This is a genomic window from Corynebacterium tuberculostearicum (assembly GCF_016894265.1).
GTDB classification, from domain to species: Bacteria; Actinomycetota; Actinomycetes; order Mycobacteriales; family Mycobacteriaceae; genus Corynebacterium; species Corynebacterium tuberculostearicum_D.
In genome coordinates this window covers 1121313-1148022 of the sequence record NZ_CP069791.1, presented here as the reverse complement: position 1 = coordinate 1148022, position 26710 = coordinate 1121313, and the positions used below count along the sequence as shown (strand labels likewise).

The 26710-nt window shown below is 55.0% G+C and carries 20 protein-coding genes, 1 tRNA gene and 1 pseudogene; 7 read left to right on the top strand and 15 right to left on the bottom strand.

Annotation, left to right across the window (positions count from 1 at the left end):
- Positions 1-114 precede the first annotated feature (114 nt).
- A pseudogene (locus I6J28_RS05585) lies at positions 115-1357 on the top strand (IS256 family transposase).
- A gap of 50 nt (positions 1358-1407) precedes the next feature.
- On the opposite strand, the gene I6J28_RS05580 reads toward I6J28_RS05585, so the two are convergent.
- The 8 genes from I6J28_RS05580 to I6J28_RS05545 form a co-directional block, all read right to left on the bottom strand.
- Positions 1408-1680: a transposase gene (locus I6J28_RS05580; protein ID WP_204611292.1), complete on the bottom strand. Its 273-nt coding sequence runs from the start codon at positions 1678-1680 to the stop codon at positions 1408-1410.
- 212 nt (positions 1681-1892) lie between these two features.
- A complete protein-coding gene (locus I6J28_RS05575) occupies positions 1893-3458 on the bottom strand; it encodes a hypothetical protein (RefSeq protein ID WP_204611290.1) in 1566 nt (521 codons plus the stop codon).
- Positions 3459-3516: 58 nt separating this feature from the next.
- Positions 3517-3876, bottom strand: a complete 360-nt coding sequence (locus I6J28_RS05570; RefSeq protein ID WP_204611288.1) for a hypothetical protein — start codon at positions 3874-3876, stop codon at positions 3517-3519.
- Positions 3863-5026 carry a glycosyltransferase family 4 protein gene (locus I6J28_RS05565; RefSeq protein ID WP_204611286.1) on the bottom strand — a complete coding sequence of 388 codons (1164 nt, stop codon included), beginning with the start codon at positions 5024-5026 and terminating at the stop codon, positions 3863-3865. The genes I6J28_RS05570 and I6J28_RS05565 overlap by 14 nt, the downstream gene beginning before the upstream one ends.
- Positions 5026-5922 (bottom strand): ABC transporter ATP-binding protein, encoded by an 897-nt coding sequence (locus I6J28_RS05560; RefSeq protein ID WP_204611284.1) that lies wholly within the window; start codon positions 5920-5922, stop codon positions 5026-5028. Before I6J28_RS05560 ends, I6J28_RS05565 begins: the two co-directional genes overlap by 1 nt.
- Positions 5912-6751, bottom strand: a complete 840-nt coding sequence (locus I6J28_RS05555; RefSeq protein ID WP_204611282.1) for an ABC transporter permease — start codon at positions 6749-6751, stop codon at positions 5912-5914. Before I6J28_RS05555 ends, I6J28_RS05560 begins: the two co-directional genes overlap by 11 nt.
- A 268-nt stretch (positions 6752-7019) precedes the next feature.
- Positions 7020-8570: a glycosyltransferase family 4 protein gene (locus I6J28_RS05550; RefSeq protein WP_204611280.1), complete on the bottom strand. Its 1551-nt coding sequence runs from the start codon at positions 8568-8570 to the stop codon at positions 7020-7022.
- On the bottom strand, positions 8563-9876 hold the full coding sequence (locus I6J28_RS05545; RefSeq protein WP_204611279.1) for a glycosyltransferase family 4 protein: 1314 nt from the start codon (positions 9874-9876) through the stop codon (positions 8563-8565). Before I6J28_RS05545 ends, I6J28_RS05550 begins: the two co-directional genes overlap by 8 nt.
- Before the next feature lie 216 nt (positions 9877-10092).
- Here I6J28_RS05545 and I6J28_RS05540 point away from each other — a divergent pair.
- Positions 10093-10165 (top strand) — tRNA-Asn (locus tag I6J28_RS05540).
- Positions 10166-10784: 619 nt separating this feature from the next.
- Here the strand turns inward: I6J28_RS05540 and I6J28_RS05535 are convergent.
- The 3 genes from I6J28_RS05535 to I6J28_RS05525 form a co-directional block, all read right to left on the bottom strand.
- The gene (locus tag I6J28_RS05535; RefSeq protein WP_204611278.1) at positions 10785-11450 is read right to left on the bottom strand and encodes a DUF1707 SHOCT-like domain-containing protein; all 666 of its coding nucleotides are present in this window, start codon (positions 11448-11450) and stop codon (positions 10785-10787) included.
- A 38-nt stretch (positions 11451-11488) separates the two neighbouring features.
- Positions 11489-12670, bottom strand: coding sequence for a non-hydrolyzing UDP-N-acetylglucosamine 2-epimerase (wecB, locus tag I6J28_RS05530; RefSeq protein ID WP_204611277.1), 1182 nt, complete (start codon positions 12668-12670; stop codon positions 11489-11491).
- Positions 12671-12756: 86 nt separating this feature from the next.
- The gene (locus I6J28_RS05525; RefSeq protein ID WP_239236153.1) at positions 12757-14037 is read right to left on the bottom strand and encodes a phosphatase PAP2 family protein; all 1281 of its coding nucleotides are present in this window, start codon (positions 14035-14037) and stop codon (positions 12757-12759) included.
- A gap of 432 nt (positions 14038-14469) precedes the next feature.
- On the opposite strand from I6J28_RS05525, the gene I6J28_RS05520 reads away from it, so the two are divergent.
- The gene (locus I6J28_RS05520) at positions 14470-14751 is read left to right on the top strand and encodes a hypothetical protein (RefSeq protein WP_005324241.1); all 282 of its coding nucleotides are present in this window, start codon (positions 14470-14472) and stop codon (positions 14749-14751) included.
- A gap of 66 nt (positions 14752-14817) precedes the next feature.
- Here the strand turns inward: I6J28_RS05520 and dnaG are convergent, their stop codons facing one another.
- Positions 14818-16740 carry a DNA primase gene (gene dnaG / locus I6J28_RS05515; RefSeq protein ID WP_204611276.1) on the bottom strand — a complete coding sequence of 641 codons (1923 nt, stop codon included), beginning with the start codon at positions 16738-16740 and terminating at the stop codon, positions 14818-14820.
- Between the two features lie 211 nt (positions 16741-16951).
- Between dnaG and I6J28_RS05510 the strand changes: the two genes are divergently transcribed.
- Both I6J28_RS05510 and I6J28_RS05505 read left to right on the top strand, forming a co-directional pair.
- Positions 16952-17413, top strand: a complete 462-nt coding sequence (locus tag I6J28_RS05510) for a ribonuclease domain-containing protein (RefSeq protein WP_204611413.1) — start codon at positions 16952-16954, stop codon at positions 17411-17413.
- Between the two features lie 2 nt (positions 17414-17415).
- Positions 17416-17649, top strand: a complete 234-nt coding sequence (locus I6J28_RS05505; protein WP_204611275.1) for a barstar family protein — start codon at positions 17416-17418, stop codon at positions 17647-17649.
- 138 nt (positions 17650-17787) lie between these two features.
- On the opposite strand, the gene I6J28_RS05500 is transcribed toward I6J28_RS05505, so the two are convergent.
- Positions 17788-21054, bottom strand: coding sequence for an immunoglobulin-like domain-containing protein (locus I6J28_RS05500; RefSeq protein WP_204611274.1), 3267 nt, complete (start codon positions 21052-21054; stop codon positions 17788-17790).
- Positions 21055-21368: 314 nt separating this feature from the next.
- On the opposite strand from I6J28_RS05500, the gene I6J28_RS05495 reads away from it, so the two are divergent.
- Complete coding sequence (locus tag I6J28_RS05495; protein ID WP_204611272.1) at positions 21369-22637, top strand: DUF4041 domain-containing protein; 1269 nt, start codon at positions 21369-21371, stop codon at positions 22635-22637.
- On the opposite strand, the gene I6J28_RS05490 is transcribed toward I6J28_RS05495, so the two are convergent.
- Positions 22634-23926, bottom strand: coding sequence for a deoxyguanosinetriphosphate triphosphohydrolase (locus I6J28_RS05490; protein ID WP_204611270.1), 1293 nt, complete (start codon positions 23924-23926; stop codon positions 22634-22636). The two genes, I6J28_RS05495 and I6J28_RS05490, sit on opposite strands and share 4 nt — an antisense overlap.
- 48 nt (positions 23927-23974) lie before the next feature.
- Complete coding sequence (locus I6J28_RS05485; RefSeq protein WP_204611268.1) at positions 23975-24550, bottom strand: YdcF family protein; 576 nt, start codon at positions 24548-24550, stop codon at positions 23975-23977.
- Between the two features lie 54 nt (positions 24551-24604).
- Between I6J28_RS05485 and I6J28_RS05480 the strand changes: the two genes are divergently transcribed.
- On the top strand, positions 24605-26617 hold the full coding sequence (locus I6J28_RS05480) for a TPM domain-containing protein (RefSeq protein WP_204611266.1): 2013 nt from the start codon (positions 24605-24607) through the stop codon (positions 26615-26617).
- Positions 26618-26710 lie beyond the last annotated feature (93 nt).

The following is a 26710-nucleotide window of genomic DNA, read 5'->3' as shown; positions in this document are numbered from 1 at the left end:
TTGTGTGGTGTATCTGTAACCCGCGGTGAGCCTTGTGCCGGTGCGCATACAGGCGACCATCGCGGGCACCTTTCGAATCAATTCCTACATCTCCTCGAAAGGAAGAAACCCACGATGGCCGCTGATTTCAATCACATCGACCCGACTGGCTCTATCGAAGAAGTTCTGGCGCAGGCCTTTCCAGACTTGATGCGCTAGATGTTGACGGATTTCATCAATCAGGTACTGTCCGCTCAAGCAGATTCGGTGTGTGGTGCCGAGTACGCCACGGTCTCGCCAGATCGGATTAACAAGCGCAATGGGTATCGCCACCGCAGGCTTGATACCCGTGTTGGCTCCATTGACGTAGCCGTTTCAAAACTTCGTACTGGGGCGTTCTTCCCAGACTGGTTACTCGAGCGTCGGAGCCGGACAGAACGCGCCTTGACCACAGTCATCGCCACCTGTTATCTGAAGGGGGTGTCCACCCGCAGAATGAATGATCTGGTGGCTACTGTCGGGATTAATAACCTGTTGAAGTCATAAGACAGTAAGATGACCACCGACCTGGACGAAATAATTGCAGACTTTTGTACCCGGCCCTTGGACCAGGCCCCTACTACTACATCTCGTGCGAGGCGCTAACTATCAAAGTCCGCGAGGGCGGGCGCGTTGCTAAAACCAGCGTGCTGCTAGCAACCGGCGTCAACGCTGATGGCTACCGGGAGTTGTTGGGCATGCAGGTCGCCACGGCTGAGCCCACTGCCTTTTGGACTGAATTCTTCCGCGGCTTAATCGCCCGTGGCCTGACCGGGGTTTTCCTCGTCACCAGTGATGCACATCGTGGTTTCCAAGCAGCCGTTGGTGACTGCTTAGCGCAGGCGAGTTGGCAGCGGTGCCGGTCCCACTTCGCGAAGAACCTTTCCTCGCAGGTGCCGAAAACACAATGGCCGACGCTATCGGCGATGTTTCACACTAGCTTCCATCAGCCCGACGCTGACAGTGTCTGGGCTCAGGCCCGTGAGGTTGTAGAGTTCTGTGGGCAGAAGTGTCCTCATGTGGCCGACTACCTGGAGGAATCACTCGATGAGCTGTTAGCTTTTACTACTGCACCGAAACCGGTATGGACCAAGATGTGGTCCAATAACCTCACCGGAACGGCTCAACCGAGAAATCCGACGTCGCCCCGACGTCGTCGGGATCTTTCCAAACCGTGAGGCCGTCATCCGGCTGGTCGGGGCCGTCCTTGCGGAACAACACGATGAGTGGATCCAGCAAACGCTACATGTCGCTGACCAGCCTGACTCAGACCAAGGAAATCATCGATGCCAACCTCGTCGACGACACTCCCACCGACAGCAAGGAGATCGCCGCCTAATGCTTAACCAACCCCGCTCTCGAGATGGCCCCAAGCACCCACCCCCGAAATTAACCACATACTCGAAAGCCAGATACACCACTTCCCAGGACTTGACCTTGGGCAACCTCCGCGTCTTTTTCCTGCTCGGATTCCGCCATTGCCTGCGCATTTGTGGCCTCAGCTTTGCGGATCCAATTGTGCAGTGTGACTGGGTTGATATCCAGCATCCCGCCGATCTTTCGGCGTGCACCGGACTTCGTGGCACCATCTTCGGCCACAGCCTCGTAGTACAAGCGCAGCGCGCGCTCACGGGTCTCCTGATCGTACCTCGCAACAGTCATGGGCCAAGTATCTCCTATGTAAGTCCATGCCCGTCACAAACCCAGTACCCTCCAGATAGAGGATCATCGACCAAGCGACTTGAGGCTCTTATCCCGCGCTGGTCATTTGCCACAATCAGTTGCATAAACAAATGCTTTGTATTGTCAGGCCCAGTTTTCTTACGACTGCACTCACAGCTCAGATTCGAGATTCGTCAGGGATTTTTCTGCTGCTATTTACCCAGAGTCGCCTTATAAAAACGGCGGAGGCACCGCGCGAAATATCCACCCCATCGATGACGTTCCATCTGCTTTAGCGTTCGCCTTGCAAAGGCCTTTGCTCTCCCTTTAGCATTGCTTGGATTACCGCCACTGCCCACAGGTGTTACGCCTGTCGTTAAGTTGCAATTGTCCAACTTGTTGTAAGCTTCAAGTTCCCCATCACTGCTGCCGAGCGTGTCATCACTAGAAACACGAGAGGAACGACGCAAATACTCGGCCACGCAAATCTCTATCGCATCGCTTAATCTTTCTTTCGCTTCAGGATCAACGACAAAATGAAGTCGCGGTCCTTCGACATACCATACGACCTTGTCTGTGATTTGAACATCCTCCGGAGGAACCATCCGGGGACCAATCACAATTGAACGATAGTTCGGGTTCGGAGCTTGGGAAGTGGATATACTCTTGACGAATACAGGAAAAACACTAGAATACCAATGCGATTTCGCGACCGAAAAACATCTCTGAGCAGGGTCTTTTAGTGCAATTTTACCGCCTACAATATCGCGAAGTAAACACTTAAATTCCGTCATTGACTCAGCGAACAGCGGATAATCGCTACCAAATATCCGTTTATGAGCTGCTGTAGGATTGAGAATTACCGGTTTACCCAGCGAGCCATATTCAAGCACTTTTGATGAAAGCTCTGTACTATCATTCAAGCTAGGACGTCGCCAACTCAAGCCGACATCGCAGTTCATAATCAGCTTCCGAGACCATTCTCGGGGTAGGGCTCCGTACCACTTCAGCCCGGGTAAGGACTTCATCAGGTATTTCGTGTTTTCAACAAAATACGGATCTTCGCCAGCAGCCCGAAATTGATCCCCTGCGACTCTCATTTGAATGGGGAGTTTCTCGCCAACGACTAGCGCTTTAACCGCCGCAAACATTCGGTCGGTATTCCACTGATAAAAGAATTTTCCTGCATAAGCTAACTTTAAAGAGGTAGTACTCGGCTGATATAGCTCTTCGAAGGACCTTGGAGAATCAGGAATATGGGGTGGCAAAAGGCCTACAGCAGTACTCGATACGTTAGGCACAAGCTCAAACAACCGCTTTCGCATCTCCTCTGTTTGCAAAAGTAATGTCACATTCGCTTTAGCCAATCTTCCAATAAATCGAATAACATCTATAGACGGTGACTCAGTCAAACTGGCAACCCCAGTCAGATAAACATTAAGTTTCCGGCGAAGTTCTTGATGTCGTTCCGCTATCCAGTAGCCAACTTCCGTATCTCGCACGAAAATCATGTTTGCGTCTACTTCATCCGAAACCTTCGCGACAAAATCCGCGTATTTGACCCTCGAGAGCGATTCTCCAGTATCGCATTCCGCGAACCGTGCTAGCGGCGAGCCATCACCCGGAGAAATCACTTTAACATTATCAAAATGACGAAGTTCATCGGTAACAAACGAACGGGTAATCGGCTTAGCAGAAAGCAGGAAAACCTCGATCCACGGCTGGTGCGCGCACATCGCCGTCAATCCTGCGAGGAAAAACGCCGAGCCGTCGGTCACGTTCAAGTTAATGAATCCGGAAATAACGTACCTCTGCCTGCTAAAGCTTGAGGATCGACTATATTTTTGCATCAATTTCCACCTCACTTGCATCAAGAACGTCGCCGGCAGGCGAAAACAAGTTGACGACCACGCAATCCGCTTCCGCTCTTAGTTGAACAGTGTTGGAATAAGAATACTGTTTCTCAATTAGCTTCCCCCCAGAAAGCTGTAGAAATTCTACTAATGGGCTGTCCCCCACAAAAAGACAGACAAGTGCCGGCTCGGGATCCGAGATTTTGCGTATCTCTTTTATCCGAGCAGAAACAACCGGTTTGCACGGCCCTTTTGCGGATGACGCCATTCCTGCATAAAGGTAACCTAAAGTTGCTTCAAGCTCACGGTATCGAAGCTCCCACTGACCACTATCCTGCTTCATGATGCCTCACCAGATTCTTAATTAAAGCGATTTCTTCACCAATGGTCGCATTCCATCCGCACTTGCGTTGAATCGAGGTGGACGCACTCTCCGACAGCTTCAAAAATAGCTCAGGATCGAAATATAGCTCTTCAATCAGATCTGCTATTTCCAACGAAGACTCTGGCGATGCCAATAGGCCGCTGGCACGCTGCTCAACAAATTCTGGGATCGCTGCGATTTCCGTTGAAACTGGAACCATTCCGGAACTCATCGCCTCGCACATTGACACACCTTGCGAATCGAACCTTGTCGGCGCCAGAAACACACCATGTTCTTGATGCAATTTGCTTATCGCCTGCTGCGTTTGGAATTTCCGAATCAATTTAACATTTTTCATATTTTTTATTGGCTTAACAGTTTCCGCGAACAAATCACCGTCACCGCACAAAGTGAACGTAAGACGTTCGAAAAACGGTCGCTTCGAAAGCTCTAATATGGCTCCCACCGTTACGTCGTTTGCATATTTACGTGATGCAAACGGGCGTATCGAGAGGATACGAAAGCGATGCTCAGGCTTCTTTGCATTGAACCGAAATATATCTCCATCTACAAAATTAGGAATTACTGGGCTACCAGCTAGGTCCAAGTCGTTGTCGGGCTCAACGACCATGTCCCGGAACCAACGAGAAACATTTACCATAGTTATGTCTAAATTAGATTCAGCACCTAGACGATGCATAAAAGAATTCTGTTCTTTATAATAACTATCGCGTTTAGCCAACAGCGCCGCTGCTGATTCAGGTCCATCAACAAAATTGAACCACCTCCGATGCCAAGCTTCGGCTTCGAAACCGTGGATCCAAATAATCACGGGGCAATCCACGTTGGCCCGCTCGAGAGGAAGCACTCGTGATGGTTCCGCAAAGTGGACCAAACACGCATCAAATCTTGAGTTTCGCACGAACTGTTCTAGTGCTTCATCATTGCCAACTCTTACCTGCACTCCATCAAAATAGTACGTATATGGATGTGTTATCGGTTGATGATTATAGAATACGGAGACGCTTATGCCCATCGACTGATACCCCTTGACACGTCGATGAATAAAGCCGTTTCGATACAGGTTTCCTTCGCTTGGGTAAGCGTTGCAAATAACCAAAATCCGCATTAGGAATCCTCCCGAGACTGGCGATTGTTTCTCCTCAAGTGTCTCCTCTTCCGTGAGCTTGAAGGTGATGCGTCCAGAAACCTTGCGACTTCGTCATCAAAAAGTATCTTTGGTGGTTTGTAGTCACGCCTGCAACGCGCCATTAATTCTTCGGCTCGTTCGTTCTCACCTCGTGACCGCATTTTGCTCCATTTGACATAAAGATCTGACGTCTCCTCCGCTGATGAATCCATGATGACTTGGCCCTCATGTATCCAAAGCGCACGACTGCAGTATTTCTTAATTGTTCCTGCACCATGGGACACGATAAACACCGTTCCTGCCTCATCTAAGAAGCTATTCATCCTCTCTTGCGCCCGATCCGCGAAAGCAGAATCTCCTGTTGATAGAGCCTCATCAACTAGGAGTATCTCTCGTCGCACGGCAGTGGAGACAGCAAACACCAGGCGTGCTCGCATGCCTGACGAGTACGTCTTTAGTGGCCGATCTACCGCATCAGTTATTTCCGCAAACTCTGCAACCTCCCCCTCAATTTGTTCCACCTCGCCTGGAGAAAGTCCCATCGCAAAAAGTCCCAAGCGGATGTTGTCGCGTCCTGTTAGCTTCCCCTGCAAGGCAGATGAGACACCAAGGAGCGTTGGAGTTGATGAAACAAATATCTCGCCTTGTGATGGTGACTCTGCACCAGATATAAGCTTGAACAAGGTTGATTTACCCGCTCCATTTCGACCAACAACGCCAATCGACTCGCCGGCTTCGGAAACGAATGAAATATCTTTCAATGCCTCAACGCCCCGATCCGATTTTTTCTTAAAAAGGAGATGCTGAGAGCCCCGCGACGTAAGCGGATAAGTTTTTGAGACATGCCGAGCAACAACAGTAGTTTTATTTTGCATTTGCATACCTTTCCTCAGCACTCCAAAAATAGACCAGCCCCAATGCAAAGACGATAAAAGAAACGGCTACGAGGTAAAGCAAGGACTGCATCTCCGGCCATGCCCCATCAAGAACAATCGTTCGAATTACGTGAAGAAATTGGTAGAAAGGGTTAGCGAGCATGACCTCACGCAAGACTGGAACCTTTGCAAATCGGTCGACGTCATAAAATACACCCGATAGAAAAAAGAGACCTCTTTGCAATGTAGAAATTATTTGCCTAAGGTCTGGAACAAAAGCAGTGGCACGTGCAGTGAACAAAGTTAACCCGCAAGCAAAGACGTGCAGCAATACAAAAATGGGAATCAAAAGAAGATATGATGCCCCAATCGAGATATGCGGCTGAAAGACTAGCGCCCCCAAAATAGCAACGAGGGCAGGAGCAACATCGTCAATAACTTGCTTCACGGCAACCGAAAACACGAGACATACACGCGGAAACGAAAACGCACCGATTAAGCTCCTACTTCCTTGAATAACACCGTTTCCTTGGGTTAATCCGCGGCCCATCATTCCGAAGAAAATGACACCAATCATGATAAAGCCGATATAGTTATCCATCCCTCGGCTCACGTGCAAGATGAAACCGAAAACGACCACATAAATTGTGACCTGCAAAAGTGGATTCAAGAAAATCCATGCACGGCCGAGATAAGTGCCGTCTCCCGCTCTCAACGATTTTCCCCTCGCGTTTGCAAAGATGAAATGCCGTTTGGCCCAAGTTTGCTGGCAATAGTCAATAAAGGATGGTCGAGCTCTTAGACTAAATAAACCAGAACGATCAACCATTCTGAGGCTTGAAGTCCCTCGTCTCTGGGGTTTCTGTGATCTACTTTGATCCGCCATTGTTCCATTCTAACTTTCCTGTGCCTTAGCCGTCCGAAGCCCGACTGTATTTAGGCTTTATTTGGAATAATTATGCAACGCGTAGTTACCTAACTCCACGTTCTGACTCTCTGTCCTAGGCTCTGCTGACGCTTCGAACCGGATCGCGTCGTTTCTCATTCCTCACTAGTCACAGTCATCGCTAGCCACAGCTAATGTCATCGCGCCAGCACTATCGCGCTGCAAGTTCGTCATACACTTTGCGCAGTTGCTCAGCATTACTTCGCCAAGTTCGTGATGCGGCAAATTGAATCGAGCTAACTTGCCGACGCTGCCGGCTAGATTCTGGCTCCGCTATCAACGTACGGATTGAGGATGCAATAGAGATTGGATTCCCAGCCTCACAATATTCAGCATTGCCGCCAGTAACCTCGCGCAACGCAGGAAGATCAGAAGCGACAGTAGGGATCCCTAGCGCCTGTGCAATCATCCCTTTGATTGGCGTTACTGATCGGCTAACTTCCGCATCATTTCGAGGCATAACAAAAACATCCATTACGGCATACCATTCCCAAATATTTGGTGAAGGCTTCTTGCCCACGAAAGTAACTCGCTCCGACACCCCTAATTCGACCGCGAGCGTTTGTAGCTTTTCTCGGCTTTCGCCATCACCCACGATTAGGCAATTAACGTCTTCCAAGTGAGTCAGCGCTCTTAGTAAGTCGTCGATTCCCTCGTAATTCACCAAAGACGAAACTGTACCAACGGTAATTCGATTGGCGATTTTATGCTTTTCCCGTAACGCTAACTTCGAGTATTGCCTACCTATCAGATTTTCATCGACAGCGTTCGGAATAACGACGAGCTTAGCGGCTGGTACTCCGGAGTTTCGAAGCCTAGCTTTTGATACCTCGCTAAGGCATATCACCCGATCAGCCGACATAGCGGCGTTTATCTCCTGCTGCGCACTGTTTCGATAAAAGTTGGATCGTTTCGCAGCCTCAACAAAATCAGGTGGTTGTTTTGACAACCAAGTGTTATGAGGTTCACCTCTGACTTCGTAAATCCAGGGAAGCCCGAATTGTCGCGCCACATTGGAAACTACCACTGCATTAATATAATCAGTCGTTGTATGTAAAATCCGGGGATTTTCCTTCACGACCGTTCGAGAAAGCAACTCAACGGCTTTCTGCTCACGCTTCTTGCGCATTATAGGCATATATGAAGGAACCAACGTAGAGTACTCAACACTCTTCACATTATATTTGACAGGGAAACGAAGAATACCAACGATTGCAGGGTAGCCGAGCCGAGTTACTGCTTTGACTGACTCCCCTGCCGTGTGAAGCGCTTCCAGCATATGTTGAGTACGTTCCGTATAACCAGAGTTGGTAAACGGCTTCGCATTCGTTAAATAATACAAAACAGTTGATGAACGATGACTTGCCCCTTCCTTCTCGTCCGGCACCCAATCATGCAATTCATTGCTAAGACGTGGCCGGTCAACTGTAAAGGGCCCTTCCCCCGGCACACCAGCGAACGACGACGACTGCGCAATCCCAATTGACTTACCACAACCAATAAACTCATGGGAGACCCTATTCTTCCCATGAGTCGAACCAAAGTGATTCTCTAAGAAGCGACTAGCATTTGGAAGTTTATTGCTGATCCCAAGTCGTTGAAATATTTTGAGCAGAGTGCTTTGAGGCGCGACCAGCATCATAGGCGTCAAGGACGTACAAAGTGTCACGAACACCTTCAAGCCCCTTTTAAATTTATCCACGTGTACTGCTCCCCAGTGCATTGTTGATCGCTCTCAAGAAGTTTGTCGGCGATTCCACTTGACGATTAAGCTCAACCCAGCGAAAGCCTTGATCCGTTACGAAGCGCTTTTCAGGATGCTTAATTAATTCGATCCAGGTCTCCGCTAATGCCTCAGGACTTTCGGTTTGCACTACAACACCTGCGTTTAATCTTTTAATAAGCTCGGCCGTTTCTCCCGAAACCACCCCTGTTACATGCATCCCCACCGACATCAGTTCATACAATTTGCTCGGCACCGTGCGCTCAAGTGCCGGCCAATCAGTTAAATGAACCAATGCCGTATCCGCCCAGTGATAGGCATCTGCAAGCTGTGTTGCTTGGACTTTGGCTTCGAATGAGACGTCGACATCAAGTTCACGAGCCAAGTGAATAAGTTCTTTCTTGGCTGCCCCTGCACCGATGAAACGAAGCTGAATCTCGTATCCTCGGTCTTGCGCAACTTTAATCGCTTTGACCGCATTTGAGAGGTTCTGAGCGCGCCCAAGTGTACCCGCATATAAGACGTTTAGAAACGGACGATCCCTGCATCGATTCCCCAAAAAATCTGCAATAGTTTTCGGTTCAAATACGTTGCGAACTACCAAGATAGTATCCTCATTTTTGCTGCCCAATACGTCTGTGCGTCGTAAGAGCGACTCTTGTAACCTAGCGGAAGTCACGGTGAGCGCCGAGGCCTTTTGCAAGATCGAATTTAAGACCCTCTCGACTATCTTTAAAGAAAAATCAAGTACCCACGTTCCAAAGACTTTTTCTCTCCATGACTTCGAGCCAAGCCCGGCATTCCACTTTCTGGACTCACTCAACAAGTCTGGCCACGCGTCGCGCAAGTCGATCATATAAGGCCTACGGAATCGAAATGAAGCGATTCTTGCTACTAATGCTGTCGGCAGCGCTGGAACTGTTCCCACTACCAAGTCGGGCCTATATCCTTTTAGACGGCCAGGCAATCGCAATATAAGCCAAATTGCCCCGAATGCAACAGCAAGTTGATTGACAACCTTTCCAGATATCGAATTTCCTGACGGAATAAACCCAGAGCGAACTACGCGTATATTCGGTTGTAGAGCTGAAGACTCAATAGCTGAACGATATTTTCTTGTTACCCACCATTCCTTAAGACTCAATTTTCTGTCGTAGTGAGGAGGCGGAGCAATCACAGTAACAGAATGCCCTGACTCCTGAAGGAGCTGGCTAAGCCAAGCCCATCGCCGCTGAGGTACGCCATTCTCAGGCTCCCAGTACTGTGAAACAACTAATATTTGCACGCAACGACCCCTTCACCGACAACAATCACGCTTAAATGTTATCGAATTCTCTATAGGCTCCCAAAGTTTACAGCCCAGCGACACCATCGATCATTGTTCACAACGCACAAGCTAACCTTACCGCAGAAACGCCTGATGAGCTGGCAATTTGTAAATTATAGCCGGTCTAATATAGAGTTACTCTACGTCGAAAGGGAAACACCCCAAACGACATATTCCTCCATAGCTCAGTTGGCAGAGCATTCGACTGTTAATCGAAGGGTCACTGGTTCGAGCCCAGTTGGAGGAGCAAAGCTCCCGCTTAGTCTTGCTAAGCGGGATTATTTGCGTTTTGTCTATATTTCTTCAGGGATTCAATCTTTAAGCGCTGCGGTGGAAGTACTGCTTATTCACAGGCGTATTAAGCCCGAAGACAGCTAAGTAAGAGAACCAAACTGGAATCCTTGAAGCCACCGGACGGCAGTGTTGAGGAGAATCCTGGATTGGTTTGTCGTGGATTTTCGTGTCTCCACCTGGCCGGCAACTTCGATGGTCTGCGCGATATTGTCTGACGATACTGCCCTGCCAAGTTCATGAGTTGTTAACCAGGCTTACAGAATGCCCTGTAGATCTCGGCTTCACGCCTTTCCCAGTTGAAGCCGGAAGCCCATGTGCCTAGATACGCCCTGCCGCCCTGCAGGAGGCAGCGGTCCCGTGCGGCAAACACCGGCCCGAGTGGTTGTACCATTGCCCACCGCGCTAGACCGGCTTCTAGATGTGCAGTGCGCCCTGAGCAATTTAAATGCTCCTTGTAGGCCGAAGACTGACGTGGGTCTTCCAAAGCCAGCTCGAGGGGGCTGGAAGAGTGCTGTGAGCGTGTCTGAGACCAAGCCCTAATTCCAGATACTCCCTCTAACTCCTCAGCCTCCTCAATCGCTGTATCGGCGCCCCACGTGAACGTCTACGCCGCCGAAGAGACTGTAGCAATTGACGTTGATTTCTGGCGCGTCCACTGGCAGGTCATTCGGATGGATGGCGCCGTTTTCTACCTTGAGGTCATGCCCGCCAAAAAGGCCTACGCCGCTGACGTGGACGCGGAAGCCTTCGGGAATATAAACATCGACGCCACCAAAGACGCCCGCCGCGTTGATGGTGGTAGTACGACTGTGCAGGGCGACGCCCGTAAGATCGATGTCCACTCCGCCGAAAAAGCCCAGGGCTGTCAGGGAACGAGCTACTGCCCCACCGCTGACAGTAGACCCGCCGAAGATCCCCACCGCAAGGGAGCGGGTCTCCTGCACGCTCGGCTGCACCTGGCGAATGGCCTGCTCCACCTTGGCGATGGCTTTGGATTCTTGCTGGCCCGCATAGGCCTTCGCGATTTTTCGTTCCTGTCCAAAAAGGAGAACCTCTGGGTCTTCTACAAGGTCAGCCAGTGGCTCGATGAGCTCGGCACGGGTGGTTGCGTCCACGCATGCTGCCGAACGCTTTTCAAACTCGTCGAGGTCAATCTGACCGGCCGACAGCGCATCTCCTAGGATGTCGGCGGCCTTCATGCGGTCTTGGTGGTTACAGCGGATATCCAGCGGTTTCATACCACTATTATATCCGCTATATCTACCCCATGCGCAGGTTATTTCTTATTCCGGGCGGCCTTGGAGGAATCAACCTCGGGCAGGAAGTCGTCTACGCGCTCGCCTACTCCAGTCAGCTCCGCGATGGCGGCAACGGCGCGCTGCGCGCCCTTGCCATCGCCATAAGGGTTAACGGCGTTGGCCATGGCTTGGAAAGCGGCGTCGTCGGAAAGCAAAAGCTTAGCCTCGGCCACGATGAGCTCACGGTTGGTACCCACCAGCTTCACGGTGCCGGCGACAACGGCCTCGGGGCGCTCGGTGTTTTGGCGCATAACCAGAACCGGCTTGCCCAGAGCGGGAGCCTCTTCCTGGACTCCGCCGGAATCAGTAAGGATGATGGTCGCGCGGTTTTGCAGCTGGGTGAACTGGTCATAAGGCAGTGGATCGGTAATGATGATATTCGGTAGGTGCTCAACCTCTGGGAGAACTGCCTCACGCACCTTGGGGTTGAGGTGCAGCGGCAGCGCGAAGTTAATCTCCGGATAGGCTTCTGCCAAGTCCTTAACTGCACCACCAATTTCCTTCATAGCCTCAAGGTTCTCGCGGCGGTGGGTGGTGACTACGACAAGCCGCTTATCAGACTCTGCGGCCTCCTGCAGAGCAGGGTCCTCAAACTTGGTGTCCCAGGATGCCGCTTCCAGAAGAGCGTCGATGACGGTATTACCGGTGACCACTATGTCCTTGGAGCGCACGTTCTCGCGGCGCAGGTTCTCCATCGAGCCTTCGGTTGGAGCCAGGTGCAGCTCGGCAACCTGGCCAATGAGTTTACGGTTCGCCTCTTCAGGGAACGGCGAATGAATATCGCCGGTACGCAAACCGGCTTCGAGGTGAACGATTTTTACCCCGCGATGGAAACCGGCAAGCGCTGCAGCCATAGCGGTAGAGGTATCGCCTTGGGAGATGATGACGTCCGGCTTTTCTTCTTCAATGATGGAGTCCAAACCAGCAATGGCGCGGGAGACAAGTTCGTTAAGCCCCTGTCCCTGTTTCATAAGCCCCAGATCGTGCTTCGGCTGAATGCCAAACATGGTGTTGACCTGCTCCAGCATCTCTTTGTGCTGACCGGTAGAGACCGGGATGGATTCAAAGCGCTCATCTTTATCCAGCGCCTTGATGACCGGTGCCACCTTGATAGCTTCCGGTCGGGTGCCGTAAATGGTCATGATCTTGGGCTTAGTCATTATTCTCTTCCTTTAGAGTGATGGAGATACTTCTTCATTGAACCATGTGCGGGAGACCTGTACCCCCGCTCAGGTTTGAGAACCTGCTATCCGCTAACGCTCACGCCGCCGTCTGGGGCTATGGTCGCCTTGGCCGCCATGGCGCGGGCTAGATCGAGGCGTTGCCACGAGCCTCCCTCTGCTTGCCAATCCAATGGATTGCCGGCTGGGCGGGCGGTCTGGCGGAGCACCTCGGCGCGCTGCTCCCAGGTCAGTTCTGGGTGGGACGCTGCTAGCAGCACTGGAGCGGCCTGCGGGACGACCATCGGGGCGTCGGTGCGGTAGCGCGGGGCAAAGTCATAGTCCATGAACTTGGAATACTGTTCTACTGCATCCTCCGTGGACCGATAGTGGGTACCCTCTTCCCTATCTTGGGCCACCAGTTCTTCCACCGTCTTGCCGGTGCGCCACTTGATTTCTTGGCGCACTTCCATCGAGGCTTCCCATAGGGCATGGCGCATGCGCTTATCGTTGAGGCGGTCTGCCGCAGCAGCCTGGCCGGTCATACGCCCACCGATGACATCCAGCGGGTAATGCACACCGAGGACCACCCGGTGGTTGCCGGCTTCAGCGCCGCGCAGCATGAGCTGTGGGCCTACCTCCGGCAGCATGAAGGACATCAGCGTGGTAATCCAGGTTGCCTGATTGGTATGGCCCGAAGGGAAGGCTGGCGAGGTGGGATAAAGATCCTTGGAGCCATCGTCAAAGCGCTTAATCGCTTGCGGCGCGCACTGGTACGGGCGCTGATAGTTGAAGTAGTACTTCTCTGACATGGTGGAATTAGCTAGCCCACCTGCACGAGCGGCGTACCCATTGCCTAGGAGGTACTCGGTTTTGGGCAAGCGGTGCTCGGCTAGAGAAGCACGGAAAGCGTCGCCAAGATTTTTGCCCATGGCATCAGACACCGCGTTGAGCACGCTGGTGGAGCTGGCCTTGGCGTCGGACTGCGCTCGCTGAATAAGGGCTTGGTCCCCTGCCGCAGCGTTATTTATGGCCACGGCCTTATCCATATTTTCCTGGCGGATTTCCGGCTGGGCCTTAATGTGGTCAAAGAGCTGGACTACCTGCCAGTAGTTGCCGAATTGATAAGAGGAAACATCGGATTCAAACCCCGCAATATGATCCGTGCTAAATGGCTCCGGAACTGGTGCTCCGGGATGCTGTACCGGTAAGGCGCCGGTGGTCTGCTGGGTAACAGGCTCGCGGAGCTGCGGCACAGCGACGGGGAGGGCGGCGCTGGCAGCCGGTGCCAGCGTTATGGTCAGTCCGGTGGCCGCACACAAAGCGAAGGCGCGAACCGCCGGGCGGAGATTATTCCGATAGTTCAACGTGGAAACCTTTAACTAGTGACAAATTCCCACGCATAATATCTAGCTAAAGTTACAACTAGGTGAACGTCACGCTAAACCCGCGTGCATAAAGCCGGGGCAGTGAGTAAACCTTTCCCGGTTCATCTAGCAATCCTCGAACCAGGCCGAGGCGTCATGCGCAGTTGCGGCCTCCACATGCTGGCTACTCGATTCCGCGGAAATGCTCGCGGTAAATAGCGCGGCCAGCGCTACTGCTGAGGTCGCGGCCGAGTCCCTACGCGTATTTATTGCCACCTCTTTAAACTAGCGCGTATTCCCGGTAATGAAAAGAGCTGTTCTACAGCAAGACGAGCTGTACCCCTTAACGGTAGCTAGCAGCGAACGACAGGCCTTCGCGGTAAGCTAGTGGGGAACTTTTACTCGTACTGGAATAAGGGGACACGCTAGATAATGATCCAATTCGTCTTCGGCGCCGCAGCAGGATACGTTTTTGGCACCAAAGCAGGCCGCAAGCGCTACCACCAGATCAAGGGCGCCTACGAGAAGGCCGTCAACTCCCCCGTGACCAAGTCCGCCGTCACTTCTGCACGCAAGGCAGTAGCCAATCGCTTGGACCCGGAACCGCGCATGCGCGAGGTTCGCGATCTATCTTCCAAGCGCAAAGGCAAAGGCCGGTTACGTGGTTCCCAGGTAGACAATGCGGACCGCATTTATGAGCCTGATGAGGACTAGCTTAGTTTAAGCCTCTTCCCTCCCCTTGCTGCGCACCTGCATCGGTGGCATCGCAAGGGGATATTTTTAGCCTTGGGGAGGCGTGCCGCGGAAGGCGCGGTCATTGAGCTCGCGGCGAGCTTGCTCTAAAGCGACGAGGTCAGCAAAAAGCGAGTTATAGCTAGCCTCATCATCGGAGGGACGCATGCGGCCCAGGCGGGCCTTCAGTTGGGCGATTTGATCGCCCACCACGGTTTCTTGCAGGCGGGAAAGAACGGAATCGGCGTATTTTTCGGGGCCGACGTCGGTAGGCAAGATTGCTTCTACGGCGAGCTCGGAGACGAAATTGCGGCCGGTGAGATCCTGCATCTCGCCGGCTACCGCGGCAATCCATTCCACGGCGGGCATGGACGCGCCTTGGGCGGCGCCGCCGGCGGTAGAAATTGCCTGGCGGACGAGGCGGTAGGCGTCGTTAGTATAGGCGTCGGCAGTAATGCCATCGAAGTACGAGCCTGCTACCTGCGGCATCTGCAAGGCCAATTTGAGGGCCTCGCGCTGTGGCCACAGGTGGGTTTCCTTGGGGCTCGGCGGATGGATCATCGGCACGTCCTGCTGCGCCGGTTGCTGCTTCGCGTTGTCGAAGCGGCGAATGGTGGGTTTTTCGGCCTTCTTGGGCTTGCGCGCCTCCGCGCGGACCTGCTGGAGGACCTCCTCTGGGTTGGCCCAGCCCACCCAACCGGCAAGGCGGCGGGCATACTCGCGCTGCAGGGGCTGGTCACGGATCTGCGCTACCACGGGGACCGCGCGGCGCAATGCTTGCAGACGCCCCTCCGCGGTATCGATGCGGTACTCCGCGATGACGGATTGGATGACGAACTCGAACATGGGGATGCGGTCCGCGATGAGCTCGCGCACGGCGGCATCGCCTTTCTGCAGGCGCAGATCGCACGGGTCCATGCCGTCTGGCGCCACGGAGACAAAGGACTGGCCGGTGAATTTCTGCTCCCCATCGAAGGCGCGCATGGCGGCCTTCTGCCCTGCCTCATCACCGTCGAAGGTATAGATGAGCTCGCCGTTGAAGTAGGAATCATCCAGCATCAGCCGGCGCAGCACCTGGAGGTGCTCGCCACCAAAGGCGGTGCCACACGATGCCACTGCGGTTTTCACGCCGGCGGCGTACATGGCCATGACGTCCGTATAGCCCTCTACCACCACGGCCTGGTGGTTATCGGCAATATTGCGCTTGGCCAGATCGAGACCGAAGAGCACCTTGGACTTGTGATAGAGCATGGTCTCGGAGGTGTTCATGTACTTGCCGAGCTTGTCGTCGTCGAAAAGCTTGCGGGCACCAAAGCCAATCACGTTGCCAGATAGGTCCTTGATGGGCCACAGCAGGCGGCGGTGGAAGCGGTCAATGGGACCACGCTTGCCCATCTTGGAAATGCCGGCCGCCTCCAGCTCCTCGAAGGAAAAGCCCAAGCGCAGCAGGTGCTTGGTGGCGGTATCCCACCCCTCCGGCGCATAGCCGCACTCAAAGTCATAGATGACCTCGCGGGAAAAGCCGCGATCCAACAGGAAATCGCGTGCGGTGGCCGCCTGCGGCGTCTCTAACTGCTGGCGGTAGAACTCGTGCGCGGCCTTATTCGCAGCAATGAGGCGCTGGCGCGTGCCAGGCTTCTCGTTGCGCGCTCCCGTGGAACCGCCCTGGTAGTTGATGTGGTAGCCAATCTTCTGCGCTACCGCTTCCACTGCCTCAGGGAAGGAGACCTGCTCCATTTCCATCAGGAAGCTAAAGACATCGCCGCCCTTGCCGGTGGAAAAGCAGTGATAGTAACCGCGCTGCGGGCGCACGTGGAAGGACGGGGTCTTTTCATCCTTGAAGGGGCTCAGGCCCTTGAGCGAATCGTGTCCGGCGGGCTTGAGCTGAACGTACTCGCCCACGATCTCTTCTAAAGGCGCGCGTTCACGGATAGCTTGGATGTCGCTGTCCGGAATTCTGCCTTTTGCCATGCGTACAGACTACCCCGCGCGCGGTGGGAATGTTCAAATGGCTGGGCCAGGATGGTGTGGTGCCTGTGAGTTCACGGTTTGGGCGGAAATTACCCTCTGATGGGGTGTATTCCGCATGCCTTTACCTACCCCCGTGACGGGGGAATTTTTGGCCTTGTTGGGAGTGCCGGCCGATTTCGGTATTTACCGCTGCACCTGCAAGAATAAAGGTATGTCCAAGTCCCAAGCGTCTAAGAAATCGCTCCCAGTAGCCCTCGGCGGCCTTGCGCTTGCCGTCGTTGCAGGCTACTTCGGCTTCGACCTCGGCGGCGATGGTGATTCCTCTGCTTCTTCGCCGTCTGAATCCGCAGGAGGCGCTAAGGCTGGCGACGCCGATACCTGCGAGATGTCCTCCCTCCCCGCCGAGGCGAAGGACACCGCGGACGATATCTTGGCCGGTGGACCCTACGACTACCCGGATAATGACAACGCCCGCTTTGGCAACTACGAGGGCCGCCTGCCGCAGCAGGACAAGAATTACTACCGCGAATACACGGTAGAAACCCCGGGCAGTAAGAACCGCGGCGCCCGCCGCATTATCACCGGCGGCGGCAGCGAGACCGACCCGGACGTGTGGTACTACACCGATGACCACTATGAAAGCTTCTGTTCTATCCCGGACGCGGAGGAGTAATAATGCAACGCATCCTCATTACTGAACACATCCGCACCCGCGCGGACTTCTTCAACGCGCTAGGCCGCACTCGCGGCTGCGAAGATTGTGGGCCACGCAATCTCGATGACCTGGCGGACTTCCTACGCGAGCAGCGCACCAGCGTCATCATTGCCTCCGACATGAAAATCGCGGACGCGGAGTTGGAGGGTGTTGCCACCGTTTTGGAGGATCAGGGCGTGAAGTTGGTGCGCTAGCCGGTTTCATGCCCCCTACCAATCGCGGTGGGTACACCGATTAAAAGCCGAACTGAGGAAATGAATCCTCGGTTCGGCTTTTTCATTCACGTACCACCGGGCGTTATAGCTCTAGCACCGGCAAAGGTGCTGTGCGCTTTAGAACCCGAAGGCTCGCTTCAGCTTCTGGATGGTCTCCGGCGCGAAGTAGTTCAGCATACCCGCGATGATTCCGGTGGCGCCCACAGCACCAATAAGGGCACCGAAGATGGCAGGGAGCACGCGATGAGAGCTTCCCTGGTTCGAGCTGGAGCTGCTCGAGGAGGATTCGGAGCTGGAGCTACTGCCAGTGTTGTGGTTCCCGTCGGTGGCGGTGACTTTTACGACTCGAGAAGCAAGAGCCTGGTTTCCAGCAGAGTCCGTGACTGCGTAGGTCACCGAATAGGTGCCTGGCTTGGAGGTATCCACGCTGCCGATAACCTTCACCTTGTCGGTGAGATCACCGTCTTCTTTGTCCTTGGCGCTCACGCCCTTGGTCAGATCGGCCTCTGCGCCCTGGGAGATGGTGAGCTTCTCGCTGGGGACGATAAGTTCAGGAGCTGCGTTATCTGCAGTATTTTCCTGCGCGGTGAAGACGCCGAACTGGCGGACGATGCCGCGCTTGTTGGTGTCCTTGGAGGAGGCGTCGGCAGTCGTGGCATACCAGCCGTAGGTCTGTCCTGCCTTGAGGTCCTTGTAGACCGTGCTCGTAGGCCAGCCGGACTTAGCGGTGTCCTTACCAATTTCCTTTCCGGTATCGGTCAGCGCCACCATGGAATTGGTCTGGAAGTCGGTCTTGCGAGTCTTGAACTGAATCGGCACACGGAATTCATCTTCATGGCCGTTATAGCGTTGGCGGTCGTCGTACTCGGTGGCGTTGTGGTCATCGAGGAGCGGCGAGTAAGTGTCCACCACCATCTCGTTATTCTTCAGGTCAAACTGCAGCAGGCGCAGGTAGCTGGAGCCGAAGCGGAGGCCGGTATCACCGTCGTACTCGCCAATCTCGGTCAGGCCCATTTCATCGGAACCGACTTCGTAGAACTGGTAATCCGCCAATAGCTCCGTCACGTGGTTATTGGTATGGCCTACATCCTTGCGGGTAACAATGGATACGCCGTGCTCGTGGCCAGCCAGGACCAACGCAACGTTCGGGTTCTTCTTAATCACATTGTCATAGACCATGACGCCATCGTGAGAGAAGTCGGAGTTGCGTCCATCAGGGCTATTGGATGGCTTGAGGTAAGCGTGAGTGAGAACGATGGCATTGCGGTCTGGGTACTGCTTGAGCACCTTATCGGCCCAGGCTGCCTCTTCTTCGGTGACGTCATAGCCCAAGTGCAGGGCAATGAAATCCATTCCGTTGGTGGTAAAGAGGTCGTAGTGGTTATCGTTATTGCCCTCAGAATACGGGTGGTACGAAGCATCTTCCTTGGCCCAATTGCCCTTGCCCTGCTGTGCCTCGTAGCGCTCTGGACCGAAGTACTCGTTATACAGGTTGCCCGCGCCAACATCTTCACCGCTGATGTTGTCGTGGTTGCCCGGTAGCACGCCATTGACCACTCCTGCATCTTCCAAGTTCTTCTGAGCCTTGGACGCAACCTCGAATTCCTTCTTGGCGTTGGCACGGTCAGAGCCTGCTACACGCCAATTCTCAATGAGGTCACCGGTGTGTGCGGAGTAAGCGATCTTGCGCTTCTCTGCGTTGTCAGCAATCCACTGGGTGGCGGAGGTATAGCCTTCCTCCCACTTCTTGCGTTCCTCGGCAGTGGCATTCTCTACTGCGCCTTCGGAGAGGTATTGCGTATCGGTGTGGTGCGCGATGGCGAAGTCATAGTCATTGGCATCTGCGAATTCCTCGTTGACCGGTTCATTGAGATCATCGGCAAAGACGTCATAGCCCACCACCATGGTGTGGATAGTATCGCCATCCACAAAGTCGCTATTGACCTGCGCGCTCAGGCTTACCTGATCCTCGGATACACCGCGAGACTCCGCGAGCTTTTCCCACGCAGAGGTCTTGGTATTCCACGCCATGAGGCGAACGGCGCGCTTGGGATCCACCGCTCCGGACCAGGCCAGGTCGTGGGTGTCCTTATCTGCGTCCTTGAGAGACAGGTCAAAGCGTTGGAATGGCATGCTCTCGGAAGAAGCGGATTTCTGTGCTTCTTCGTTAGACGGATTCAGAGACTTCTCAAAGTCCTCGCCATCCTGGTACTCAAAATCCAACTCTTCCGGGATTTCATCAAAGGTTCCTTGGAATCCCTTTTCCGCTACGCTGACATCGGCTTCGGTGAAGGTGGTCTCCACGTCCCCACCGCTCGGGTTTTCTGCGCGGGCGGAAATGGTCGCGCCGTTTCCAGTAGGAGCGGAATCGGTTCCGGCAGCGCCCGGCAGGTTGCCGGAAGTGAAATCGATAGACTGCGAGATTTGATTGCCAAAGACATCGTGGCCTTCGACCTCGATGACGTGGTTGCCTTCCTTCAGGCCGGTGCCGATCTCCTGCCCGCGCTCAATCTCCTCACCGTCTAGGGTGTAGGTGAGCTCACGAGAGATGAGAGCTTCATCATTAACCTCGACATCGAAGGCCACCGGACTGGTCAGGTGGTCACCGGCGCTTGGGGTGGAGCTGGTGATTTCCGCCTTCTTGTCCGTGCTCAGGTTCGAATCCTCATACAGCGCCGTCACGTCTTGTGCACTGAGCGGATCGGAGAAGACGCGTGCTTCACTAACCGCCACGTCAGAGTAGAACTGGGCTCCATTGTTTGGACCAGAATCCGCACCGATCATCACTGCGGTCGAGTTGCTCTTTGGCTTTTTAATCTCACCGGTGGCACCGGTGTTCTCGGCGACCTTCTCGCCATTGACGTAGAGCTCATTCTTGGTGCCATCAAAAACGCCGACCGCGTGGTACCACTGGCCCGGCTCCATCTTTTGCTGGGCCTTCTTGTATCCACCGTTGGCATTGACGGTAAAGGTTAGCTGGTCACCATAGATGACCATTGCCCAGCCACCGGCTTCCTTATTGGCGCACAAGCTCTTTTCGTTGCCGTCAAAGTCGCCGTCATAGCGAAAGACGCACTCCACTGTGAATCCGTCCTTGACTTGGTCAAACTTATCTCCGATATCGAAGCCGACAGCATCCTTACGTCCGTCGAACTGAGCAACAGGGCGCTCGAGCACGCTGTCTTGTTCCACCGAGGGCGCGCCGATGGTTAGCGGCTCGGTTTCGGAGGCAGAGTTGGTGATAGCCCCATTGACGAGGGCCATATCGAAGATATCTGCTTTAGGAAGGGATTGAGCGGAAGCGAAAGCGGGAGCCACCAGGCTCGAACCAGCCAAACTGATGGAAGTGATCAGAGCGGCCTTATAAAAACGTCGTTGAGACACGAGAATTCCTTGACTCTTAGTAAATGGGAGAGAGTTCGCGTCCAGCCATAGTGGAAGCGAATGGGACTAAGAGTAGGCCGACTGATTTACGCGAAGTTGTCGGAATAGTTACGCCAAAATGAAATAGCATTCGGACCACAAATATTTTCAAATTCAAGAAACTAAGAAGGCTATGTGAGTGTTGGCTCCCAATTCCCATAGTTAAACGATTCCATCCAAATGCTCAAGAAAGAATATTTTGCGTCGTAATATGAGATTGATGATCCGTCCCACGCGTGCTTTCCTGCCGCTGGGTAGCCGGCGTTAGGAGAAGCATGTTTGGGTCGAAAGTGAAAAAAGAGAACGAGGAGCTCAAGCACCGCTTAGCCAACATGGAAGCACTGTTTGAATCCATTGGTGGAGGAGATCTCGTCAAGCTAAAGGACACTCGAGATTCCTTGTTACAAACTATTTCGGAGCTCAAGAACTATGAAGATACAATGCGAAAGAAGATTGAGGAAAGTAGCTCCGAGTTTGATCGTTTAACTAACCAAGTAATAGAAGTTCGCACAGACTTAGATTTACAAAACGCTGGTTTCTACGACTTCAAGAACCCAGCTGAAGAATCTGTTGAGCTTAAAGAAGCTCTAGAGAAAACCAAACGGGCAGCGAAGATGGCGGTATCTAATAAGCATGCTGTAATCGCGACCAATAATTTTACTTTCAATAATTCAACAGCCAAGGGTAAGTCGTTCGTCAACCAGATGTGTAGAGTCGCTCTACGCTCCTACAATGCTGAGGTAGAAAACGCGATTGTCCGTGTCAAGGCTGGAAATCTCCAAACAGCTAAGAAGCGTATTGAACGAGCGAGAAACCAAGTTCAAACGATGGGGCGGATGATCGACCTTCAAATTTCCGAGCGCTATCATCAACTCCGATTAGAAGAACTGGAACTAGCGCACCAGCACATGGTTGCCAAGAAGCTTGCTAAGGAAGCAGAACGCGAAGAACGAGCTAGGCTTCGGGAAGAGGCTAAAGCCCAAGCGGAGCTAAAGAAAGAGCTTGAACGTCTGCGGAAGGAAGAAAACCACTACTCCAATACCCTGAATTCCTTGCTCGCTCAGGGGCGTGAAGATGAAGCTGCTCAATTTAAAGAAAGGCTCGAAGAGCTTCAACACAGTATTAACGACGTGGACTATCGTGCTGCCAATATCCGAGCGGGATACGTATACGTCATTTCAAACGTGGGAAGCTTTGGCGAAGGCGTAGTAAAGATTGGCCTAACTCGCAGGCTTCAACCGATGGATCGCGTACGCGAGCTGGGCGACGCCTCTGTGCCTTTCAACTTTGATGTCCATGTCCTCTATTTTTCAAAAGACGCTGTGGGAGTCGAAGCCGAGCTCCATCGCCGTTTCCATTCCAAACGCGTAAATCTTGTGAACAACCGGCGCGAATTTTTCTACGCTACCCCAGCAGAAGTAAAACAAGCGATGCTGGAAATTGACGGAAGCATCCTCGAGTACGTCGAGGAGCCTGAAGCTGAGCAATTCCGAACGAGCCAGTCTCTTCGGAACTCAACCTCTGTCGACGCTGAACATCACTAACTCAAAAATCCAGACAACTCCGCACTCCGCCGGGCCAAGCGCTCCAGGCGTGACTCGGTCATGGAGGCGATCTGGTCGATGATGGCGCGGTCACGGGCGGCGTCGGTATCGGCCTGCTCCCACCACAGGCGGAAGGTGGCGTCGAGGGAGCCGGGGGCGCCGGCGACGAGGTAGTCGTAGACGCGGTAGATGCGCTCGCGCTGACGGTCTTGGCGTGCGAGGTGGGCGGGCTCGTCCATGACGTAAAGGACGGCGATGGTTTTCAGCAGCTTGACTTCGGCTTCGGCTTGCTTGGGCACGACGAGGTCGCCGTGCATGCGGCCAAGGGTACTGGAGGCGATGAGCTCGGCATTGGCCTCGCTGGTGGCGCCAACGGTCGCGCCGACATAGCGGCCGACAAGCTCAGAGGTCATCTTCTTCAGGTTGGCGTAGTCGCGCAAGGTATAGTCAAAGTCACCGATAGCGTTGATGACACTTAAGTTGCGCAGGCTATCGGCTGCTTCTAGGAGCTCATCGGCGGTGCCGCCGAAGGCCTTGGCGCCCTTTTCTGCTAATTGGGCGAGCTCAACTAGATCCCAGAGGACATTAAGGGAGATGCGCCGGGAGATGATGCCATCTTCCACGTCGTGCACGGAGTAGGCGATGTCATCGGACCAGTCCATGACCTGGGCCTCGATGCACTTGCGGTTATCGGTATGGCCTTCGCGCAGCCAGTCCAAAAGTTGCGCATCCTCGTCATAGGCGCCGTACTTGCGGTTGGTGGTGCCATCCGGGTTGGTCTTGGTCCAGGGGTATTTGCAGGCGCCGTCGAGGGCCGCGCGGGTGAGGTTGAGGCCAAAGCTTTGGGGTTCGCCGCGGGCATCGTCCACGATGACCTTCGGCTCCAAGCGGGTGAGGATACGCAGGGTTTGAGCGTTGCCCTCAAAACCGTTGAGGGCAACCTCGTTGAGCGCATTCTCGCCGTTGTGGCCATAGGGCGGGTGGCCGATGTCATGGGTCAGGCCGGCCATATCGCAGAGATCGGGATCGAGACCGAGCCCGGAGCCGATGCTGCGTGCGATTTGGCCGACCTCCAGGGAGTGGGTCAGCCGGGTGCGCGGGGTATCGCCGTCGCGCGGGCCGACGACCTGCGTTTTATCCGCTAGCCGGCGCAGCGCCGCCGAGTGCAGCACGCGGGCCCGGTCGCGGGCGAAGAGCCCGCGGTGCTCCTCCACGGGGTGGAAGGCTGAGCCCTTCGGCTTTTCATCGGCCAGGCGGGCAAAGTCGGCGGCGGAATAAGAATAGGACACGGCCTCAAGTTTATTCCGCGAACAGGCCCTTTGGGTGAGCAACGTGGCCTAAGTGCGGTTGTCTTCCTGCTGAATCGTCTGATGCCGCAGCTTTTGATTCGGGCGCAGCACCCGTTCCACGCGGTAGAAACCATTGCGCAGTGCAGCGGCACCGCGCGGCGACAAAAGGCCGGCCACCAGCGCGTAGGCCACGCCACCGGTTTCGTGGGCAAGGTAGCGCCACCAGGGCTTAGAAAAGCGCGCGGCCGGGTAGTACGGCGTGCCGGAGACGGTGGCTGTGATGCCCTCTTGACGGGCGATGATGGCGGTGCGCAGGCGGTGGAGGGGATCGGTGATGATGGTGGCGTCGGAAAGCGCGAAGGCTTCCTTGACCGCGCTGAGGGAGCTGCGGGTATCCATCCCCTCCTCCACCGCGTGCACGGTCAGGTGCGGGAAGTGCTCGCGCAGGTAGCTGCGGCCAACACCGGCCTCAGTAAACCTATCCCCAGGCAGCTTGCCGCCCACGGTGATGACCTCCAGTCCCTCGGCGGTGGCGAGCTCACCGGCGTGGCGCAGGCGGCCGGCCAAGATCCGGGAGGGGCGGCCATCGTATTGGGCGGTTCCTAAAACAATTGCGTACTTCACTGCCCCACTACACTACCTGCCGGAGGGCTAGGCGGAGCCGGTAAAGTGGTGGGCATGAATTTGAGTGCACGTTTGGGCCGCGCGGCCATTGCCGCTTTCATTTTGGGCTGCACCTCCGTCGGTGCGGGGTCTGCCTTCGCCGCCGAGACCACCACGGTGGCGCAGGGCACCGGTACGGCAACCCTCACGGAAAAGGTTACCGATGATGCGGGCGTATTAAGCACCCAAGAAAAGGCCGAGCTCAGGGAGAAGATTGGCCAGCTGCAAAAAGACGAGCACCGAACCCTTTTCGTCTACATCACCGATGAGTTGGGCACGGATCCGGAAACCTTTGCCGCAGCGGCTGTCAAGGACAAGGGGCCGAATTCTGCGGTCTATGCGCTTTCCATTAATGATCGCAAGATGGGTGTGCAGACCGGCGATGCGTGGCCCAAGGGCCGGTTGGATCAGATGTATGACGCCGCCTATGACGAGCTGGCCAGCGACGAGTACGGGGCTTCGGCCCTCGCGCTTGCTGATGCCGCCTTGGGCAACTCCCCCGCCTCCGATTCCTCCGACTCCTCTGGCCTGGCGTGGCTGGGCGGTGGCGCGGCCGCCATCGTCGCCGCCGGTGGCGGAATCATGTACTACTCGCGCCGCAACACCAAGAAAAATAATGCGCAGACGCTGGAATCCGCCCGCGAGATCGCCCCGGTCGATACCGATCAGCTAAACCGCCTCCCGCTGGAGACTTTGGACCAGCTGGCCCAGGAGGAGTTGGTCTCTACCGATGAGTCCATCCGCCGCGGCAAAGAGGAACTTAATATCGCGCTCTCCGAGTTCGGACCCGAGCGCGTGCGCCCCTTTACCAAGGCCATGAACCATTCCAACTCTACCCTGCAGAAGGCCTTCCACCTGCGCCAGCGCTTGGATGATGCCGTGCCGGAGTCCCCGGCCGAGCGCCGCCAGATGCTGGTAGAAATCGTCTCCTCCTGCGGCCAGGCCGATGATGCCCTCGATGCGCAGGCCGAGGAGTTTGCCAAGATGCGCGATCTGCTCATCCACTCCGATGAAAAGCTGGATGAGCTCACCCAGCGCACCGTGGGCCTGCGCGCCCGCCTGCCGGAGGCCGAATCAACGCTGGCCAGCCTGAAGTCCAACTATGACGAGCACGTGCTCTCCTCCATTGCCGATAACCCCGAGCTTGCCGCCGCTTCCCTGGATGAGGCCGAAAAGCTGCTCGACAAGGCCCGCGGGGTCCAGGCCCAGCCGGCCGGCCAACAGGGCCCGCTCGTAGGACTTATTCGCGATATCGAGCACGCCTGCGAGATGACGGATCGCCTCATTTCCGGCGTGGAAAACGCCGAGGAGAATATCGCCACCGCCCGCCGCAACCTCGAGGCGCTTATCGCCGAGGTAGAAGGCGAGATCAACGAGGCCCGCGAACTTGAACGGCAAGGCAAGGCCCAGGGAACCACCGCGGATTGGGACAAGCTCGAGGATCTGCTCGGCCGCGCTGGTACCGCCGTCAACGAGGCCAAGGCCCAAGGCCAGCAGGATCCGCTGGGCCAGCACACCGCGCTGACCTCCATCGATACCGAGCTGGATGAAGCACTCGACCGCGTGCGCGAAAAGACCTCCACGCACGCGCGCCAGCTAGACCTCTTCCGCCAGCAGATTTCCGTGGCGGAATCCAATATCCAGGCCGCAGAAGACCTCATTTCCTCCCGCGGTCGCATCATCGGCTCGGGTGCGCGCACCGCGCTTGCCGACGCCAAACGTCTCCACGCCCAAGCCCTCCACACCGAGCGCAGCGATATCCGCGCCGCGCTGCAGTCCTCCCGCGAAGCGGTGGCCGCAGCCCAGGCGGCGCTGCAGCGCGCCAAGAATGACATCGACGAGCACCGCCGCCGCCAGCAGCGCCAGCAGATGGGCAATGCTGCCAATAACATCGTCACCGGCGTGGTCATCGGCCAGATGCTCGGTGGCGGCCGCGGCTTCGGCGGAGGTTTCGGAGGCGGCGGCTTCGGTGGAGGAAGCTTTGGCGGCGGAGGCGGCGGAGGCGGCTTCCGCGGCGGCTCCTTCTAGCCCGCCCATTCCGCCTAGCCTGCCCAGTCCGACCCACGGCCTGGCAGCCCTGCCCTAGGCTCGCGCGCGGGTGGCCCGGCTCCCGGCTCTCCC

Excerpts from the sequence above, each read along its gene's own strand:
- I6J28_RS05565 (WP_204611286.1), bottom strand. The coding sequence starts at position 5,026 with ATGCGGATTTTGGTTATTTGCAACGCTTACCCAAGCGAAGGAAACCTG.
- I6J28_RS05555 (WP_204611282.1), bottom strand. The coding sequence starts at position 6,751 with ATGGTTGATCGTTCTGGTTTATTTAGTCTAAGAGCTCGACCATCCTTT.
- I6J28_RS05580 (WP_204611292.1), bottom strand. The coding sequence starts at position 1,680 with ATGACTGTTGCGAGGTACGATCAGGAGACCCGTGAGCGCGCGCTGCGC.
- I6J28_RS05520 (WP_005324241.1), top strand. The coding sequence starts at position 14,470 with ATGATCCAATTCGTCTTCGGCGCCGCAGCAGGATACGTTTTTGGCACC.
- I6J28_RS05505 (WP_204611275.1), top strand. The coding sequence starts at position 17,416 with ATGCAACGCATCCTCATTACTGAACACATCCGCACCCGCGCGGACTTC.
- I6J28_RS05560 (WP_204611284.1), bottom strand. The coding sequence starts at position 5,922 with ATGCAAAATAAAACTACTGTTGTTGCTCGGCATGTCTCAAAAACTTAT.
- I6J28_RS05510 (WP_204611413.1), top strand. The coding sequence starts at position 16,952 with ATGTCCAAGTCCCAAGCGTCTAAGAAATCGCTCCCAGTAGCCCTCGGC.
- I6J28_RS05570 (WP_204611288.1), bottom strand. The coding sequence starts at position 3,876 with ATGAAGCAGGATAGTGGTCAGTGGGAGCTTCGATACCGTGAGCTTGAA.
- dnaG (WP_204611276.1), bottom strand. The coding sequence starts at position 16,740 with ATGGCAAAAGGCAGAATTCCGGACAGCGACATCCAAGCTATCCGTGAA.
- I6J28_RS05480 (WP_204611266.1), top strand. The coding sequence starts at position 24,605 with ATGAATTTGAGTGCACGTTTGGGCCGCGCGGCCATTGCCGCTTTCATT.
- I6J28_RS05535 (WP_204611278.1), bottom strand. The coding sequence starts at position 11,450 with ATGAAACCGCTGGATATCCGCTGTAACCACCAAGACCGCATGAAGGCC.
- I6J28_RS05495 (WP_204611272.1), top strand. The coding sequence starts at position 21,369 with ATGTTTGGGTCGAAAGTGAAAAAAGAGAACGAGGAGCTCAAGCACCGC.
- wecB (WP_204611277.1), bottom strand. The coding sequence starts at position 12,670 with ATGACTAAGCCCAAGATCATGACCATTTACGGCACCCGACCGGAAGCT.